Source organism: Nitratireductor pacificus pht-3B (assembly GCF_000300335.1).
Taxonomy (GTDB): domain Bacteria; phylum Pseudomonadota; class Alphaproteobacteria; order Rhizobiales; family Rhizobiaceae; genus Nitratireductor; species Nitratireductor pacificus.
Genome location: NZ_AMRM01000037.1, coordinates 1 through 17,271 on the forward strand (window position 1 = coordinate 1; position 17,271 = coordinate 17,271).

The following is a 17,271-nucleotide window of genomic DNA, read 5'->3' on the forward strand; positions in this document are numbered from 1 at the left end:
GGCATCGTCGCTTCGATCACTGAGTGATCGTCGCGAACTCTCGGAAGCCGCTGATATCGTCGGTTTTGAGCGGGGTGCTGTTCGCAGCACCCCGCTTTTGCTTGTGACGAGGTATGGAGGATGGCCAGAGCGCTTCTTGGGCTTGTCGCGCTGTTCCTGCTTATGCAGGTGCCGGAGGGACTGGCCGCCCGAAATTGCCCGGAACGACCTCCCTGCAAGGGATGTGGATGCAAGGGCGGCCCGGGGTATCGCGCACCGGACGGCAAATGTGTGAGCTTCAAGAACATTGCCCGGAAATGTGGCACGCCTCCTGAAAAGCGTTGTGTGTTCGAGAATGCTCCCGGGACCGGAGCCAACAAGAGCTGCGCCCTGGGAAATGATCGAAAAAAATAGAGTTATAGGCGCACCAGGCCAAACTGGTTCTTGAACTGGAAATGGGTTTGGGCAATAAGGGCGCCGTTAGGGGTATAGCTCAGTTGGTAGAGCGGCGGTCTCCAAAACCGCAGGTCGGGGGTTCGAGCCCCTCTGCCCCTGCCAGCTTCCTTGGGTTTGTTGCGTAAGCGCGGTCGAATAGATGCCGCAGCCCCAGGGGGCTTGCAAGAGTCGGACTTAGGTTCTATGTAGGGCCAACAGACACGCGGTGCGTGGAGCCGGGAAGCCGGCTTTACGCGCCTTTGTCGTATGGGTGAAATGCGGCGAGCGATTCGGTCTCCGCGCTTCGCGACGATCCTGAACCGGGCCGTTCGGCCGGGTAGGGAGTGTCCCGGACGGTCGTCCGGGCCTGTGGAATTCCCGATTTCGGGCTTTGAGGATCAAGAGCGGCATATGGCGTCGAAAACCAGCAATCCCTTCACGTTTCTTCAGCAGGTGCGATCCGAAACCTCGAAGGTGACCTGGCCGTCACGGCGCGAGACACTCATCTCGACGGTGATGGTCATGGCCTTTGCGACGCTGGCCGCGATCTTCTTCTTTGTTGCCGATCAGCTGATGGCCTGGGGCATCGAGCTGATTCTGGGCATTGGCGCCTAACCGCGGACGATTTACGGAGTGCGATTGAAATGACAGCGCGTTGGTACATCGTCCACGCCTACTCGAATTTTGAAAAGAAGGTTGCCGAATCCATCGAAGAACAGGCCAGGCAAAAAGGGCTTGGCGACAAGATCGAGCAGGTTGTCGTCCCGACCGAAAAGGTCGTCGAGGTGCGCCGCGGTCGCAAGGTGGATGCCGAACGCAAGTTCTTTCCAGGCTATGTGCTGGTGAAGGCGCAGCTGACGGACGCCGTGTTCTCGATGATCAAGAATACGCCCAAGGTGACGGGCTTTCTCGGCGATTCGAAGCCGGTTCCGATCACCCAGGCCGAGGCGGACCGCATCCTGACGCAGGTTCAGGAAGGCGTTGACCGGCCGAAGCCGTCGGTGACCTTCGAGATCGGCGAGCAGGTGCGGGTGGCCGACGGTCCGTTCGCCTCGTTCAACGGTTTCGTTCAGGAAGTCGACGAGGAGCGTTCGCGCCTCAAGGTGGAAGTTTCGATCTTCGGGCGCGCCGTGCCCGTGGATCTCGAATTCGGTCAGGTCGAAAAGGGCTGACCGGGCGCTCCGGGTCTTCCGGGGCTTAGGCGGTGGAAGGGAAGGCGGCTCTAGCCGGCCGCAGGTTTCCGGACCACCAAACTGCAGTGCCGGCCCGTTTCCTCGAGAAATGGCCGGTAGAACGACAAGGCAGATGAGAAATGGCTAAGAAGATTGCAGGCCAGCTCAAGCTCCAGGTTCCGGCAGGCTCGGCGACGCCGTCGCCGCCGATCGGCCCGGCGCTTGGTCAGCGTGGCATCAACATCATGGAGTTCTGCAAGGCATTCAATGCGCAGACCCAGGAGATGGAGAAGGGTTCGCCGATCCCGGTGGTCATCACCTACTACCAGGACAAGTCCTTCACCTTCACCATGAAGACCCCGCCGGTTTCCTACTTCCTGAAGAAGGCAACCAAGCTGAAGTCGGGCTCCAAGGAACCGGGCAAGGTCGTCGCCGGCAAGGTGTCCCGCGCCCAGGTGCGCGAGATCGCCGAAGCGAAGATGAAAGACCTGAACGCGAACGACGTCGAGGCGGCCATGCGCATGGTCGAAGGCTCGGCGCGCTCCATGGGCCTGGAAGTGGAGGGCTGAGGATATGGCGACGAAACTCTCCAAGCGCGTGGCCAAGTCCCGCGAGGGCATCGACCCGAACAAGGAATACACGCTCGATGAGGCCGTGGCGCTGCTGAAGGAGCGCGCGACCGCCAAGTTCGACGAGACGATCGAAGTCGCGATGAACCTCGGCGTCGATCCGCGCCATGCGGACCAGATGGTGCGCGGCGTGGTCAACCTGCCGAACGGGACGGGCCGCACGGTGCGCGTCGCCGTGTTCGCCAAGGGCGACAAGGCTGACGAAGCCAAGGCCGCGGGTGCGGACCTCGTCGGTGCCGAGGAGCTGGTCGAGATCGTGCAGAAGGGCGAGATCAATTTCGACCGCTGCATCGCCACGCCGGACATGATGCCGCTCGTCGGCCGTCTCGGCAAGGTGCTCGGCCCGCGCGGCATGATGCCGAACCCGAAGGTCGGCACGGTGACCGCCGATGTGGCTGCCGCCGTCAAGGCTTCGAAGGGCGGCGCCGTCGAGTTCCGCGTCGAGAAGGCCGGCATCATCCACGCCGGCGTCGGCAAGGCCTCGTTTGATGGCAAGGCGATCGTCGAGAATGTTCGCGCGTTCGCCGACGCGGTGGTCAAGGCCAAGCCGGCCGGCGCCAAGGGCAACTATCTGAAGAAGATCGCCCTGACGTCGACCATGGGACCGGGTCTGCGCATCGACCTGTCGAGCCTGACCGCGGCCTGATCGAATTCGGGAAGGCCTCGCGCCTTCCCCAACTCTTTCCGGGCCGGTTCGGCCCGGAAGCCGGAAGGAAACTTCTGGAACATCCTGTCCGAGATTGCAGGCGGCTCGCCTTAATTCTTCAAGAAGGGCCTGCATGAGACGGGTGAGACCGGAAACCGGGGTTTTGGCCTCGATGGATGGTTCGAACCGTGTTGGCCTTTTGTCCGAGACCGTCAGCTTGCTGGCGCGGCGAAAGGGGGCAGGATCCTCGAGCGTCGCTTGGGTGATCCGACTGTCGGATGCCCTGCGGCAAAAGGCAAACCGGCGGATATTTCCTTCGGGAATTTCCGTCAAATGGAGAAGGCAGTGGACAGAGCGGAAAAACGCGAATTCGTCGCGGACCTGAATCAGGTGTTCAGCAACACCGGTTCGGTCGTCGTCGCCCACTATGCCGGTCTGACCGTGGCGCAGATGAACGATCTTCGTTCCAAGATGCGTACCGCGGGCGGCACCGTCAAGGTTGCGAAAAACCGTCTCGCCAAAATCGCCCTTCAGGGAACTCCGTCCGAAGGCATTCAGGCTCTTTTCGAAGGGCAGACGCTGATTGCTTATTCGGACGATCCGGTTGCCGCTCCGAAGGTCGCCAGCGATTTCGCCAAGGGGAATGACAATCTCGTCATTCTCGGTGGCGCGATGGGGGCGACCGCGCTCGACGCGGATGGTGTCAAGGCACTCGCCACGATGCCGTCGCTGGACGAGCTGAGAGCAAAGATCGTCGGCATGATCTCCACGCCGGCGACCCGGATCGCACAGGTTGTCAACGCACCGGCGGGCCAGCTCGCCCGCGTGTTTGGCGCCTATTCCAAGAAGGACGAGGCGGCGTGATGCCGGTCCTCAAGACCAACAACACAGTTCGAACACAAAAGGAAAACTACCATGGCTGATCTTGCCAAGATCGTTGAAGACCTGTCGAGCCTGACCGTCCTCGAGGCGGCCGAGCTTTCGAAGATGCTGGAAGAGAAGTGGGGCGTTTCCGCCGCTGCTCCGGTGGCCGTTGCCGCCGTGGCCGGTGGCGCTGCCGCCGGTGGCGAAGCTGCCGAAGAGAAGACCGAGTTTGACGTTGTTCTCGCCGATGCCGGCGCGCAGAAGATCAACGTCATCAAGGAAGTCCGCGCGATCACGGGCCTCGGCCTGAAGGAAGCCAAGGACCTGGTCGAAGCCGCTCCGAAGCCCGTCAAGGAAGGCGTGTCGAAGGACGAGGCCGAGAAGATCAAGGCCCAGCTCGAAGGCGCTGGCGCCAAAGTCGAGCTGAAGTAATTCGGCTCCATCCCGCGCGTGCCGTCCGGTGCGCGCGGGATGGGACAATGAGGATTGACCCAAACCTCTTTCCTGTGGGCCGCAAGCGACCTTCAGGAAACGGGTTTTTATCCGTTTCGAATATGACCGCCGGCATTGGCGGTGGTGATTATGCAGGCAAGCCAGGCAGGGCAAGGAGCGACGATGGCCGAGACCCAAACGTTTAATGGTCGCAGGCGGGTACGCAAGTTTTTCGGTAAGATTCCGGAAGTTGCGGAGATGCCGAACCTGATCGAGGTTCAGAAGGCATCCTATGACCAGTTCCTGATGGTCGAGGAGCCCGCGGGCGGGCGTCTGGACGAGGGGCTGCAGGCGGTGTTCAAGTCGGTCTTCCCGATCTCGGACTTCGCCGGCACGGCCATGCTCGAATTCGTCAAGTACGAGTTCGAGGCGCCGAAATTCGACGTCGACGAGTGCCGGCAGCGGGACCTGACCTTCGCCGCGCCGCTCAAGGTGACGCTGCGCCTGATCGTGTTCGATGTGGACGAGGATACCGGCGCCAAGTCGATCAAGGACATCAAGGAGCAGGACGTCTACATGGGCGACATGCCGCTCATGACGTCCAACGGCACCTTCATCGTCAACGGCACCGAGCGCGTCATCGTCTCGCAGATGCACCGCTCGCCGGGCGTCTTCTTTGACCACGACAAGGGCAAGTCCCACTCTTCGGGCAAGCTGCTGTTTGCCGCCCGCGTCATTCCCTATCGCGGATCGTGGCTCGACATCGAGTTCGATTCGAAGGACGTCGTACATGCCCGCATCGACCGCCGCCGCAAGATTCCGGCGACCTCGCTGCTGATGGCGCTTGGCATGGATGGCGAGGAGATCCTCTCCACCTTCTACAACCAGCTCACCTATATCCGCGACGGCGACAGCTGGCGCGTGCCGTACTCGGCCGAGCGTTTCCGCGGCCTGAAGGCGACCGCCGACCTAGTCGACGCCGACAGCGGCGAAGTGGTCGTCGAGGCCGGCAAGAAGATCACGGCGCGCCAGGCCAAGCAGCTCGCCGAAAAGGGTCTCAAGGCCATTCGCGCGACCGAGGATGACTTGCTCGGCAATTACCTCGCCGAGGACATTGTCAACTACGCCACGGGTGAGATTTTCCTCGAGGCCGGCGACGAGATCGACGAGAAGACGCTGAAGGTGCTGCTCGAGACGGGCGAGCGCGAGGTGCACTTCCTCGACATCGACCACGTCAACGTGGGCGGCTACATCCGCAACACCCTGGTCGCCGACAAGAACGAGTCGCGCCAGGAGGCCCTGTTCGACATCTACCGCGTGATGCGTCCCGGCGAGCCGCCGACACTGGAAACCGCGGAAGCGATGTTCCATTCGCTGTTCTTCGACGCCGAGCGCTACGACCTTTCGGCCGTCGGCCGCGTCAAGATGAACATGCGCCTGGAGCTTGATTGCCCGGACACAGTGCGCGTCCTGCGCAAGGAAGACATCGTCGCCGTGGTGAAGACCCTGGTCGAACTGCGCGACGGCAAGGGCGAGATCGACGACATCGACAATCTCGGCAACCGCCGCGTCCGTTCGGTCGGCGAATTGATGGAGAACCAGTACCGCGTCGGCCTGCTGCGCATGGAGCGCGCGATCAAGGAGCGCATGTCCTCGATCGAGATCGACACGGTCATGCCGCAGGACCTGATCAACGCCAAGCCTGCGGCTGCCGCCGTGCGCGAGTTCTTCGGTTCCTCGCAGCTCTCGCAGTTCATGGACCAGACGAACCCGCTGTCGGAGATCACCCACAAGCGCCGTCTCTCGGCGCTCGGACCGGGCGGTCTGACCCGCGAGCGCGCCGGCTTCGAGGTGCGCGACGTGCACCCGACGCATTACGGCCGCATCTGCCCGATCGAGACGCCGGAAGGCCCGAACATCGGCCTGATCAACTCGCTCGCCACCTTCGCCCGCGTCAACAAGTATGGCTTCATCGAGAGCCCGTACCGCAAGATCGTCGACGGCAAGGTGACGCAGGACGTCGTCTATCTCTCCGCCATGGAAGAGGCCAAGCACTACGTCGCCCAGGCCAATGCCGTGATCGGCAAGGATGGAAGCTTCACGGATGAGTTCGTGATCTGCCGCCATGCCGGCGAAGTGATGATGGCGCCGCGCGAGAACGTCGACCTGATGGACGTGTCGCCGAAGCAGCTCGTTTCGGTTGCGGCCGCTCTCATTCCGTTCCTCGAGAACGATGACGCCAACCGCGCGCTGATGGGCTCGAACATGCAGCGTCAGGCCGTGCCGCTGGTGCGTGCCGAGGCGCCGTTCGTCGGCACTGGCATGGAGCCGATCGTCGCGCGCGATTCGGGTGCGGCGATCGCCGCCCGCCGCACCGGCGTGGTCGATCAGGTGGACGCGACGCGTATCGTCATCCGCGCCACGGAAGACGTCGAGGCCTCGAAGTCGGGCGTCGACATCTACCGCTTGATGAAGTTCCAGCGCTCGAACCAGAACACCTGCATCAACCAGCGTCCTCTGGTCCGCGTCGGCGACATCATCAACAAGGGCGACATCATCGCCGATGGTCCGTCGACGGATCTGGGCGACTTGGCGCTCGGCCGGAACGTGCTCGTCGCGTTCATGCCGTGGAACGGCTACAACTACGAGGACTCCATCCTCCTGTCCGAACGCATCGTCCGCGACGACATCTTCACCTCGATCCACATCGAGGAGTTCGAGGTGATGGCGCGCGACACCAAGCTCGGGCCGGAAGAAATCACGCGTGACATTCCGAACGTTTCGGAAGAGGCGCTGAAGAACCTCGACGAGGCCGGCATCACCTATATCGGCGCGGAAGTCGCTCCCGGCGACATTCTGGTCGGCAAGATCACGCCGAAGGGCGAAAGCCCGATGACGCCTGAGGAAAAGCTCCTGCGCGCCATCTTCGGCGAGAAGGCCTCGGATGTCCGTGACACGTCCATGCGCATGCCGCCCGGGACCTACGGCACCGTTGTCGAGGTGCGCGTGTTCAACCGCCACGGCATCGAGAAGGACGAGCGCGCGATGGCGATCGAGCGCGAGGAGATCGAGCGTCTGGCCAAGGACCGCGACGACGAGCAGTCGATCCTCGACCGCAACGTCTATGCGCGTCTTGCCGACATGCTGAACGGCAAGCAGGCGATCGCCGGCCCGAAGGGCTACAAGAAGGGTTCGGCCCTGTCGAACGAGGTCCTGGCCGAGTATCCGCGCTCGCAGTGGTGGCAGTTCGCCGTCGAGGACGAGAAGCAGCAGGAAGCTCTCGAGGCGCTGCGCGCGCAGTACGACGAATCCAAGAAGGCGCTCGAGCAGCGCTTCATGGACAAGGTCGAGAAGGTGCAGCGCGGCGACGAGATGCCGCCCGGCGTGATGAAGATGGTCAAGGTCTTCGTCGCGGTGAAGCGCAAGATGCAGCCGGGCGACAAGATGGCCGGCCGTCACGGCAACAAGGGCGTCGTGTCGCGCATCGTGCCGGTCGAGGACATGCCGTTCCTCGAGGATGGCCAGCATGTGGACATCGTGCTCAACCCGCTGGGTGTGCCGAGCCGCATGAATGTCGGCCAGATCCTCGAGACGCATCTGGGCTGGGCCTGCGCCGGCATGGGCAAGCAGATCGGCGACCTGATCGATGCCTACAAGGAGCAGGGCGACATCAAGCCGCTGCGCACCACCATCGAATCGATCATTCCGCAGAATGATCGCAACGAGCCGGTGCGCGACTATGACGACGAGAGCGTCATCCGTCTCGGCGAGCAGATGCGGCGCGGCGTTTCGATCGCCACGCCGGTCTTCGACGGGGCGCATGAAGCAGACGTCAACGTCATGCTCGAGCAGGCCGGCATGAAGACCTCTGGCCAGGTAACGCTCTATGACGGACGGACGGGCGAACCGTTCGACCGCCAGGTGACCGTTGGCTACATCTACATGCTGAAGCTGCACCACCTGGTGGACGACAAGATCCACGCCCGTTCGATCGGCCCGTACTCGCTGGTCACCCAGCAGCCGCTGGGCGGCAAGGCGCAGTTCGGCGGCCAGCGCTTCGGCGAGATGGAGGTCTGGGCGCTCGAAGCCTACGGCGCCGCCTACACGCTGCAGGAGATGCTGACCGTGAAGTCGGACGACGTGGCGGGCCGTACCAAGGTCTACGAGGCCATCGTGCGCGGCGACGACACGTTCGAGGCGGGCATTCCCGAGAGCTTCAACGTTCTCGTCAAGGAAATGCGCTCTCTCGGCCTCAATGTGGAGCTGGAAAACTCCCGCATCGAGGAACCGCTGCAGGAGCAGCTGCCTGACGCGGCGGAGTAAGGCGTTCCGCACGCCGCGGGTTTCCCGCGGCGTGCCATTGTCGTCGCAAGGCAGCGTAGCGGCCAAGCATTTGAACCGGTGGGATGAGCGGCGGCGAACCTCACCGAAGTTTGAAAAGGGACCACGCGTCCCGCAAAGGAGATCGGCATGAACCAAGAGGTCATGAATCTTTTCAATCCTCAGGCGCCGGCACAGACTTTCGATTCGATCCGGATTTCTCTGGCGTCCCCTGAGAAGATTCTGTCCTGGTCGTTCGGCGAGATCAAGAAGCCCGAGACCATCAACTACCGCACGTTCAAGCCCGAGCGCGACGGCCTTTTCTGCGCCCGCATCTTCGGTCCGATCAAGGACTATGAGTGCCTGTGCGGCAAGTACAAGCGCATGAAGTACAAGGGCGTCATCTGCGAGAAGTGCGGTGTCGAGGTCACGCTGTCGCGCGTGCGCCGCGAGCGCATGGGCCATATCGAGCTCGCCGCCCCGGTCGCCCATATCTGGTTCCTGAAGTCGCTGCCTTCGCGCATCGGCACGCTGCTCGACATGACGCTCAAGGATATCGAGCGGGTTCTCTATTTCGAGAACTACATCGTCACCGAGCCGGGCCTGACGGCGCTGAAGGAGAACCAGCTCCTTTCCGAGGAAGAATACGTCATCGCCGTCGACGAGTATGGCGAGGACCAGTTCACGGCCATGATCGGCGCCGAGGCGATCCATCACCTGCTCGAATCGATGGATCTCGAGGCTATCGCCGGCGACCTGCGTTCGGAACTCGCTTCCACCACGTCGGAGCTGAAGCAGAAGAAGCTTCTGAAGCGCCTCAAGGTGGTCGAGAACTTCATGGAATCCGGCAACCGCCCGGAGTGGATGATCATGAAGATCGTCCCGGTGATCCCGCCGGACTTGCGTCCGCTGGTGCCGCTGGACGGCGGCCGCTTCGCGACATCCGATCTGAACGATCTCTACCGTCGCGTCATCAACCGTAACAACCGCCTGAAGCGGCTGATCGAGCTGCGCGCGCCGGGCATCATCATCCGCAACGAGAAGCGCATGCTGCAGGAGGCCGTCGACGCGCTGTTCGACAACGGTCGCCGCGGCCGCGTCATCACGGGCGCCAACAAGCGTCCGCTGAAGTCTCTGTCGGACATGCTGAAGGGCAAGCAGGGCCGGTTCCGCCAGAACCTGCTCGGCAAGCGCGTCGATTATTCCGGCCGTTCGGTCATCGTGACCGGCCCGGAACTCAAGCTGCACCAGTGCGGCCTGCCGAAGAAGATGGCGCTGGAGCTGTTCAAGCCGTTCATCTATGCGCGGCTCGACGCCAAGGGCTATTCGTCCACTGTCAAGCAGGCGAAGAAACTGGTCGAGAAGGAAAAGCCGGAAGTCTGGGACATCCTCGACGAGGTCATCCGCGAGCATCCGGTTCTCCTGAACCGCGCGCCGACGCTGCACCGTCTGGGCATCCAGGCTTTCGAGCCCACCCTGATTGAAGGCAAGGCGATCCAGCTGCACCCGCTCGTCTGCACGGCGTTCAACGCCGACTTCGACGGCGACCAGATGGCCGTGCACGTGCCGCTGTCGCTCGAGGCGCAGCTTGAAGCGCGCGTCCTGATGATGTCGACCAACAACATTCTGCACCCGGCTTCCGGCGCGCCCATCATCGTGCCGTCTCAGGACATGGTTCTCGGACTCTACTACCTGTCCATCATGAACCAGAACGAGCCGGGCGAGGGGATGGTGTTCGCCGACATGGGCGAGCTGCACCATGCGCTCGAGAACAAGGTCGTCACGCTGCACACCAAGATCAAGGGCCGTTTCAAGACCGTCGATGCCGAGGGCAACCCGGTGTCGGAGATCCACGAGACGACACCCGGCCGCATGATCGTCGGCGAGCTTCTGCCGAAGAACCACAATGTGCCGTTCGACATCTGCAACCAGGAACTGACCAAGAAGAACATCTCGAAGATGATCGACACGGTCTATCGTCACTGCGGTCAGAAAGAGACGGTCATCTTCTGCGACCGCGTGATGCAGCTCGGCTTCGCCCATGCCTGCCGCGCCGGCATCTCCTTCGGCAAGGACGACATGGTCATCCCGGACACGAAGGTGAAGCTGGTCGCCGAGACCGAGGCGCTCGCCAAGGAATATGAGCAGCAGTACAATGACGGCCTGATCACGCAGGGCGAGAAGTACAACAAGGTGGTCGATGCCTGGGCCAAGTGCTCGGAGAAGGTCGCCGAGGAGATGATGAAGCGCATCAAGGCCGTCGAGTTCAACCATGACGGCCGCCAGAAGCCGATGAACTCGGTCTACATGATGTCGCATTCCGGCGCCCGTGGCTCGCCGGCGCAGATGCGCCAGCTTGCCGGCATGCGCGGCCTGATGGCCCGTCCGGACGGCTCCATCATCGAGACGCCGATCATCTCGAACTTCAAGGAAGGCCTGACCGTGATGGAGTACTTCAACTCCACCCACGGCGCCCGCAAGGGTCTGGCCGACACCGCCTTGAAGACCGCCAACTCGGGCTATCTGACGCGCCGTCTGGTCGACGTCGCGCAGGATTGCATCGTCGTCGTGCCCGATTGCGGCACGGAGACCGGTCTCACCATGCAGCCGATCGTCGATGCCGGCCAGGTGGTCGCCTCCATCGGCCAGCGCGTGCTCGGCCGCACGGCGCTCGACGACGTGGTCAACCCGGCGACCGACGAGGTCATTGTGTCCGCCGGCCGTCTGATCGACGAGCGCGACGTGGAAGCCATCGAGAAGGCAGGCATCCAGACCGTGCGCATCCGCTCGGCGCTGACTTGTGAAGTGCGCAACGGCGTCTGCGCCGTCTGCTATGGCCGCGACCTGGCGCGCGGCACGCCCGTCAACATCGGCGAGGCTGTCGGCGTCATCGCCGCGCAGTCGATCGGCGAGCCGGGCACGCAGCTCACCATGCGCACCTTCCACATGGGCGGCACCGCGCAGGTGGTGGACCAGTCGTTCCTCGAAGCCTCTTTCGAGGGCACGGTGAAGATTCGCAACCGCAACGTGGTGCGCAACTCCGAAGGCGATCTGATGGTGATGGGTCGCAACATGGCGGTGCTGATCCATGACGAGAGCGGCGAGGAACGCGCCAGCCATCGCCTGACCTACGGCTCGCGGCTGTTCGTCGACGAGGGCGACAAGGTGAAGCGCGGCCAGCGTCTGTCGGAGTGGGACCCCTATACCCGCCCGATGCTGACCGAAATCGAGGGCACGGTTGCCTTCGAGGATCTGGTGGACGGCGTGTCCGTGCAGGAAACGGCCGACGAATCCACCGGCATCACCAAGCGCGAGGTCATCGACTGGCGTTCGACGCCGCGCGGCACGGATCTGAAGCCGGCGCTGACGATCCTCGATTCCAAGGGCAAGGTGGGCAAGCTTGCCCGCGGCGGCGACGCCCGCTTCCTGCTCTCGGTCGAGACGATCCTCTCGGTGGAACCGGGCTCCAAGGTCAAGCCGGGCGACGTGATCGCGCGTATCCCGACGGAAAGCGCCCGCACCAAGGACATCACGGGCGGTCTGCCGCGCGTGGCCGAACTGTTCGAGGCGCGGCGTCCCAAGGATCACGCGATCATCGCCGAGATCGACGGCACGGTGCGGTTCGGACGCGACTACAAGAACAAGCGCCGCATCATCATCGAGCCGCATGACGCGACCCTGGAGCCGTCGGAATACCTCATTCCGAAGGGCAAGCCGTTCCATCTGCAGGACGGCGACCAGATCGAGAAGGGCGATTTCATCCTGGACGGCAACCCGGCGCCGCACGACATCCTGGCGATCAAGGGCGTGGAGGCTCTGGCTTCCTACCTGGTCAACGAAATCCAGGAGGTCTACCGGTTGCAGGGCGTGTTGATCAACGACAAGCACATCGAGGTGATCGTTCGCCAGATGCTGCAGAAGATCGAGATCACGGCGCAGGGCGACTCGACCTACATCCCGGGCGATCACGTCGATTCCGTCGAGTTCGACGAGATCAACGACCGTCTGGTGGAAGAAGGCAAGAAGCCCGCGGAAGGCCAGCCGGTGCTGCTCGGCATCACCAAGGCCTCTCTGCAGACACCGTCCTTCATCTCGGCGGCCTCGTTCCAGGAGACCACCCGCGTGCTGACCGAGGCGGCTGTCGCCGGCAAGATCGACACGCTGCAGGGGCTGAAGGAGAACGTCATCGTCGGCCGCCTGATCCCGGCCGGTACGGGCGGCGCGATGAGCCAGATCCGGCGCATTGCCCGTTCGCGCGACGAGCTGATCCTCGACGAGCGACGCAAGACGTCGGGCGTCGAGACGGCCGATCCGATGATCGCCGACATGACGAGCGCCGCCGAGTAATCGGCCGTTCAGACAGCAATCGGGAAAGCCGGGCTCCGCGCCCGGCTTTTTCGTATCCAGGAGGTCAAATGAAAAAGGCCCGGGGATGACCCGGGCCTTCTGCGTCTTGCATCCCTGCTTTGGGATCAGATCGGTTCATCGAAGGTGACGATGGCGATCTCGCCTTCGAGGGCGCCCTGCCATGCGGACAGATGCGGTTCCTCGTCGGGCTCGCCCTGCATGTCGCCGATCTGGTCGAGTTCCGCCTCGGCGTAGCCTTCCTGGGCGAGCGCCTCGAGGGTCATGCGCACCGCCGTGTCGTCGTCGGGGGCGACGAGCATGACGTGTACGCCTTCGCTCTCGGCTCCCTTCTCGCGCCACACGCGTCCCGTTATGATGGTCACCGGGCGTTCTTCGGATGCGGTCATTGTGATTCCTGATTCTTCCCGTCGGGCATCTGTATTCGGTGTTGGAGCGTCTTTTGCCACGCCGATGGCTTCAGGGACAGGGCAGGGCGGGTGTTTTTGCATCAATCCGGGCGGATTCCAGGCAATAATCTGTCCGGTTTGCCGGGCAGGGAGCCGTCAGACGGTCCGACGCAAGATAATTGCCTGGGCGGGGTTGACGCTAGAGCGACGTGCGAGTAATACCCGCTGCATCCGAGCCGATGTGAGGCTGCTCCGTTCAGGGCGACGCGCCCCGAAGTAGGTCTCAAACAGGGTTCTTTTTGCGAGCGACAGAATTTGCGGCGCATGAAGCGGTAACGCTTCCTCTGCTTTTTGTCCGGGCAACACCGCCAATTGCGGTTTGCGGCCCGGATTTATGCATGAGAACGCAGCCTGTCCTCAAGGCGGCCCTCGGGCTTGAGCTACGGAATTGGAAACAAGGAAGGTCTTGATGCCTACCGTTAACCAGCTGATCCGCAAGCCGCGCATTGCGCCGGTGAAGCGAAACAAGGTTCCGGCCATGCAGGCCAACCCGCAGAAGCGGGGCGTCTGCACGCGCGTCTACACGACGACGCCGAAGAAACCGAACTCGGCCATGCGCAAGGTGGCGAAGATCCGTCTTGCCAACGGGTTCGAGGTTATCGGTTACATTCCCGGTGAAGGTCATAACCTTCAGGAGCACTCGGTGGTGATGATCCGCGGCGGTCGCGTGAAGGATCTTCCCGGCGTGCGCTATCACATCATCCGTGGCGTGCTTGACACGCAGGGTGTCAAAAACCGCAAGCAGCGCCGTTCGAAGTATGGCGCGAAGCGTCCGAAGTAGGATTTTCCGGCTTCGGCGCTTCTTTTTTGAGCCGGGCCCTGAAGGTAAGAGACGAAAAACATGTCCCGACGCCACCGCGCAGAAAAAAGAGAGATCAACCCGGATCCGAAGTTCGGTGATACGGTTGTGACGAAGTTCATGAACGCCATCATGCTCGACGGCAAGAAGTCGGCTGCCGAGCGGATCGTCTATGGCGCGTTCGACCAGGTCAGCGAGAAGACCAAGCAGGAGCCTGTCGGCCTGTTCCATCAGGCGCTCGACAATGTCGCTCCGCATCTGGAGGTCCGCTCCCGCCGTGTCGGTGGCGCCACCTACCAGGTTCCCGTCGACGTTCGTCCGGAGCGCCGTCAGGCACTCGCTATCCGCTGGCTGATCGCCGCTGCGCGCAAGCGCAACGAGACGACGATGATCGACCGTCTGTCGGGCGAGCTGCTGGATGCGGCCAACAATCGCGGCACCGCCGTCAAGAAGCGCGAAGACACGCACAAGATGGCTGAAGCCAACCGCGCGTTCTCGCACTACCGCTGGTAGCCCGGAACGGATCGAAGAAGGTACACGACGATGTCCCGCGAATATAAGATCGAAGACTACCGTAACTTCGGTATCATGGCGCATATCGACGCCGGCAAGACGACGACGACCGAGCGCATCCTGTTCTACACGGGCAAGTCGCACAAGATCGGCGAAGTCCATGACGGCGCCGCGACGATGGATTGGATGGAGCAGGAGCAGGAGCGTGGCATCACGATCACCTCCGCTGCGACCACCACTTTCTGGCAGGGCCGTGACGGCAAGAAGCGCCGCTTCAACATCATCGACACGCCCGGCCACGTGGACTTCACGATCGAGGTCGAGCGCAGCCTGCGCGTTCTCGACGGCGCCATCGCGCTGCTCGATGCGAATGCCGGCGTCGAGCCACAGACCGAGACCGTGTGGCGCCAGGCGGACAAGTACCGCGTCCCGCGCATGATCTTCTGCAACAAGATGGACAAGATCGGCGCCGACTTCTATCGCTCGGCAGAGATGGTCAAGACTCGTCTTGGCGCCCAGGCCGTCGTGATGCAGCTGCCGATCGGCGCCGAGAGCGATTTCGCCGGTGTGATCGACCTGATCGAGATGAAGGCGCTGGTCTGGCAGTCGGAGAACCTCGGCGCTGCCTGGGACGTCGTCGAGATCCCGGCAGACCTCAAGGACCGTGCCGAAGAGTACCGCGAGAAGATGATCGAAGCCGCCGTCGAGATGGACGAAGGCGCGATGGAGCGTTACCTCGAAGGCGAGATGCCGTCGAACGACGAAATCCGCCAGCTCATCCGCAAGGGCACGATCGCCGTCAAGTTCTTCCCGATGTTCTGTGGCTCGGCCTTCAAGAACAAGGGTGTTCAGCCGCTGCTCGACGCCGTGGTGGACTTCCTGCCGTCGCCGATCGAAGTTCCGGCGATCAAGGGCATCGACCCGAAGACCGAGGGCGAGGTGACGCGCGTTTCTTCCGACGAAGAGCCGCTCTCCATGCTGGCCTTCAAGATCATGAACGATCCTTTCGTCGGCTCGCTGACCTTCTGCCGCATCTATTCCGGTGTGCTGAACAAGGGCACGTCGCTGGCCAACACGGTCAAGGACAAGCGCGAGCGCATCGGCCGCATGCTGCAGATGCACTCGAATTCGCGCTCGGATCTCGAAGTGGCCTATGCCGGCGACATCGTCGCCCTTGCGGGCCTCAAGGAGACCACGACGGGTGACACGCTGTGCGACCCGCTGAAGCCGGTCATCCTCGAGCGCATGGAATTCCCCGAGCCGGTCATCCAGATCGCGATCGAGCCGAAGACCAAGGGCGACCAGGAGAAGATGGGCCTCGCGCTCAACCGTCTCGCCGCCGAGGACCCGTCCTTCCGCGTCAAGTCCGACGAGGAATCCGGCCAGACCATCATCGCCGGCATGGGCGAGCTTCATCTCGACATCATCGTCGACCGCATGAAGCGTGAGTTCAAGGTCGAGGCCAATGTCGGCGCGCCGCAGGTTGCCTACCGTGAGACGATCACCCGCGAAGCGGAAATCGACTACACGCACAAGAAGCAGTCCGGCGGTTCGGGCCAGTTCGCCCGCGTCAAGATCGTCTTCGCGCCGAACACCGAGAGCGAAGACTTCGCGTTCGAATCGAAGATCGTCGGCGGTTCCGTGCCGAAGGAGTACATTCCCGGTGTCCAGAAGGGCATCGAGAGCGTCCTCTCGTCCGGTCCCGTGGCAGGCTTCCCGATGCTCGGCGTCAAGGCGACGCTGATCGACGGCGCCTACCATGACGTCGACTCGTCGGTCCTGGCGTTCGAGATCGCCGCCCGCGCGGCATTCCGCGAAGGCGCGCAGAAGGCCGGTGCCCAGCTGCTCGAGCCGATCATGAAGGTCGAGGTGGTGACGCCCGAGGATTATGTCGGCGACGTGATCGGCGACCTGAACTCGCGGCGCGGCCAGATCCAGGGCACGGAAGCCCGCGGCATCGCCACCGTCGTCAACGCGATGGTGCCGCTGGCGAACATGTTCAAGTACGTGGACAGCCTGCGCTCCATGTCGCAGGGCCGTGCGCAGTACACGATGCTGTTCGACCACTACGAGCCGGTTCCCAGCGCCGTGGCGCAGGAAATCCAGAAGAAATACGCGTAACTCCGCCCGGCGGATTATCGGAATTGAAAAAGCCCCGACGGGCGCAAGGAATGGAGAGCTCACATGGCCAAAGGTAAATTTGAGCGTACGAAGCCGCATGTGAACATTGGCACGATTGGTCACGTTGACCATGGCAAGACGTCTTTGACGGCTGCGATCACGAAGTATTTTGGCGATTTCCGCGCCTATGACCAGATCGACGCGGCTCCGGAAGAGAAGGCACGCGGCATCACGATCTCGACGGCGCATGTGGAATACGAGACGGATGCGCGTCACTACGCCCACGTCGACTGCCCCGGCCACGCCGACTACGTGAAGAACATGATCACCGGTGCTGCGCAGATGGATGGCGCGATCCTGGTGGTTTCGGCCGCCGACGGCCCGATGCCGCAGACGCGCGAGCACATCCTGCTCGCCCGCCAGGTCGGCGTTCCGGCGATCGTGGTGTTCCTGAACAAGGTCGATCAGGTGGACGACGAGGAGCTCCTGGAGCTGGTCGAGCTCGAGGTTCGTGAGCTGCTCTCGTCCTACGACTTCCCGGGCGACG

The 17,271-nt window shown here is 62.8% G+C and carries 13 protein-coding genes and 1 tRNA gene; 13 read left to right on the forward strand and 1 reads right to left on the reverse strand.

Annotated features, from left to right (window positions below; translation table 11 throughout):
- The first annotated feature begins 461 nt into the window (after positions 1–461).
- From NA2_RS20845 to rpoC, 9 genes are all read left to right on the forward strand, one after another.
- Positions 462–537: transfer RNA gene (locus tag NA2_RS20845), tRNA-Trp, on the forward strand.
- A gap of 288 nt (positions 538–825) precedes the next feature.
- A complete protein-coding gene (gene secE / locus NA2_RS20850; protein ID WP_008599253.1) occupies positions 826–1,029 on the forward strand; it encodes a preprotein translocase subunit SecE in 204 nt (67 codons plus the stop codon).
- A 29-nt stretch (positions 1,030–1,058) separates the two neighbouring features.
- On the forward strand, positions 1,059–1,586 hold the full coding sequence (gene nusG / locus NA2_RS20855) for a transcription termination/antitermination protein NusG (RefSeq protein ID WP_008599254.1): 528 nt from the start codon (positions 1,059–1,061) through the stop codon (positions 1,584–1,586).
- A 140-nt stretch (positions 1,587–1,726) separates the two neighbouring features.
- Complete coding sequence (gene rplK, locus NA2_RS20860; RefSeq protein WP_008599255.1) at positions 1,727–2,155, forward strand: 50S ribosomal protein L11; 429 nt, start codon at positions 1,727–1,729, stop codon at positions 2,153–2,155.
- A 4-nt stretch (positions 2,156–2,159) separates the two neighbouring features.
- On the forward strand, positions 2,160–2,861 hold the full coding sequence (gene rplA / locus NA2_RS20865) for a 50S ribosomal protein L1 (protein WP_008599257.1): 702 nt from the start codon (positions 2,160–2,162) through the stop codon (positions 2,859–2,861).
- A gap of 345 nt (positions 2,862–3,206) precedes the next feature.
- Positions 3,207–3,725, forward strand: coding sequence for a 50S ribosomal protein L10 (gene rplJ, locus NA2_RS20870; protein ID WP_008599258.1), 519 nt, complete (start codon positions 3,207–3,209; stop codon positions 3,723–3,725).
- Positions 3,726–3,776: 51 nt separating this feature from the next.
- The gene (gene rplL, locus NA2_RS20875; RefSeq protein ID WP_008599260.1) at positions 3,777–4,157 is read left to right on the forward strand and encodes a 50S ribosomal protein L7/L12; all 381 of its coding nucleotides are present in this window, start codon (positions 3,777–3,779) and stop codon (positions 4,155–4,157) included.
- Positions 4,158–4,340: 183 nt separating this feature from the next.
- Positions 4,341–8,480 carry a DNA-directed RNA polymerase subunit beta gene (gene rpoB / locus NA2_RS20880; RefSeq protein ID WP_008599261.1) on the forward strand — a complete coding sequence of 1,380 codons (4,140 nt, stop codon included), beginning with the start codon at positions 4,341–4,343 and terminating at the stop codon, positions 8,478–8,480.
- A gap of 147 nt (positions 8,481–8,627) precedes the next feature.
- Positions 8,628–12,824 (forward strand): DNA-directed RNA polymerase subunit beta', encoded by a 4,197-nt coding sequence (rpoC, locus tag NA2_RS20885; RefSeq protein WP_008599262.1) that lies wholly within the window; start codon positions 8,628–8,630, stop codon positions 12,822–12,824.
- A gap of 125 nt (positions 12,825–12,949) precedes the next feature.
- On the opposite strand, the gene NA2_RS20890 is transcribed toward rpoC, so the two are convergent.
- A complete protein-coding gene (locus tag NA2_RS20890) occupies positions 12,950–13,231 on the reverse strand; it encodes a hypothetical protein (RefSeq protein ID WP_008599263.1) in 282 nt (93 codons plus the stop codon).
- A gap of 469 nt (positions 13,232–13,700) precedes the next feature.
- On the opposite strand from NA2_RS20890, the gene rpsL reads away from it, so the two are divergent.
- From rpsL to NA2_RS20910, 4 genes are all read left to right on the forward strand, one after another.
- Positions 13,701–14,072: a 30S ribosomal protein S12 gene (gene rpsL, locus NA2_RS20895; RefSeq protein ID WP_007010616.1), complete on the forward strand. Its 372-nt coding sequence runs from the start codon at positions 13,701–13,703 to the stop codon at positions 14,070–14,072.
- Between the two features lie 60 nt (positions 14,073–14,132).
- Positions 14,133–14,603, forward strand: coding sequence for a 30S ribosomal protein S7 (rpsG, locus tag NA2_RS20900; protein ID WP_008599264.1), 471 nt, complete (start codon positions 14,133–14,135; stop codon positions 14,601–14,603).
- A 30-nt stretch (positions 14,604–14,633) separates the two neighbouring features.
- Positions 14,634–16,724: an elongation factor G gene (fusA, locus tag NA2_RS20905; RefSeq protein ID WP_008599266.1), complete on the forward strand. Its 2,091-nt coding sequence runs from the start codon at positions 14,634–14,636 to the stop codon at positions 16,722–16,724.
- 63 nt (positions 16,725–16,787) lie between these two features.
- Positions 16,788–17,271: GTP-binding protein (locus NA2_RS20910; protein ID WP_008598797.1), on the forward strand; the 484-nt coding region annotated here is incomplete at its 3' end.

Coding starts and splice junctions, on each gene's coding strand:
- rplK (WP_008599255.1), top strand. CDS start 1,727: ATGGCTAAGAAGATTGCAGGCCAGCTCAAGCTCCAGGTTCCGGCAGGC.
- rpsL (WP_007010616.1), top strand. CDS start 13,701: ATGCCTACCGTTAACCAGCTGATCCGCAAGCCGCGCATTGCGCCGGTG.
- rpsG (WP_008599264.1), top strand. CDS start 14,133: ATGTCCCGACGCCACCGCGCAGAAAAAAGAGAGATCAACCCGGATCCG.
- rplL (WP_008599260.1), top strand. CDS start 3,777: ATGGCTGATCTTGCCAAGATCGTTGAAGACCTGTCGAGCCTGACCGTC.
- rpoB (WP_008599261.1), top strand. CDS start 4,341: ATGGCCGAGACCCAAACGTTTAATGGTCGCAGGCGGGTACGCAAGTTT.
- rplA (WP_008599257.1), top strand. CDS start 2,160: ATGGCGACGAAACTCTCCAAGCGCGTGGCCAAGTCCCGCGAGGGCATC.
- nusG (WP_008599254.1), top strand. CDS start 1,059: ATGACAGCGCGTTGGTACATCGTCCACGCCTACTCGAATTTTGAAAAG.
- secE (WP_008599253.1), top strand. CDS start 826: ATGGCGTCGAAAACCAGCAATCCCTTCACGTTTCTTCAGCAGGTGCGA.
- NA2_RS20890 (WP_008599263.1), bottom strand. CDS start 13,231: ATGACCGCATCCGAAGAACGCCCGGTGACCATCATAACGGGACGCGTG.
- rpoC (WP_008599262.1), top strand. CDS start 8,628: ATGAACCAAGAGGTCATGAATCTTTTCAATCCTCAGGCGCCGGCACAG.
- fusA (WP_008599266.1), top strand. CDS start 14,634: ATGTCCCGCGAATATAAGATCGAAGACTACCGTAACTTCGGTATCATG.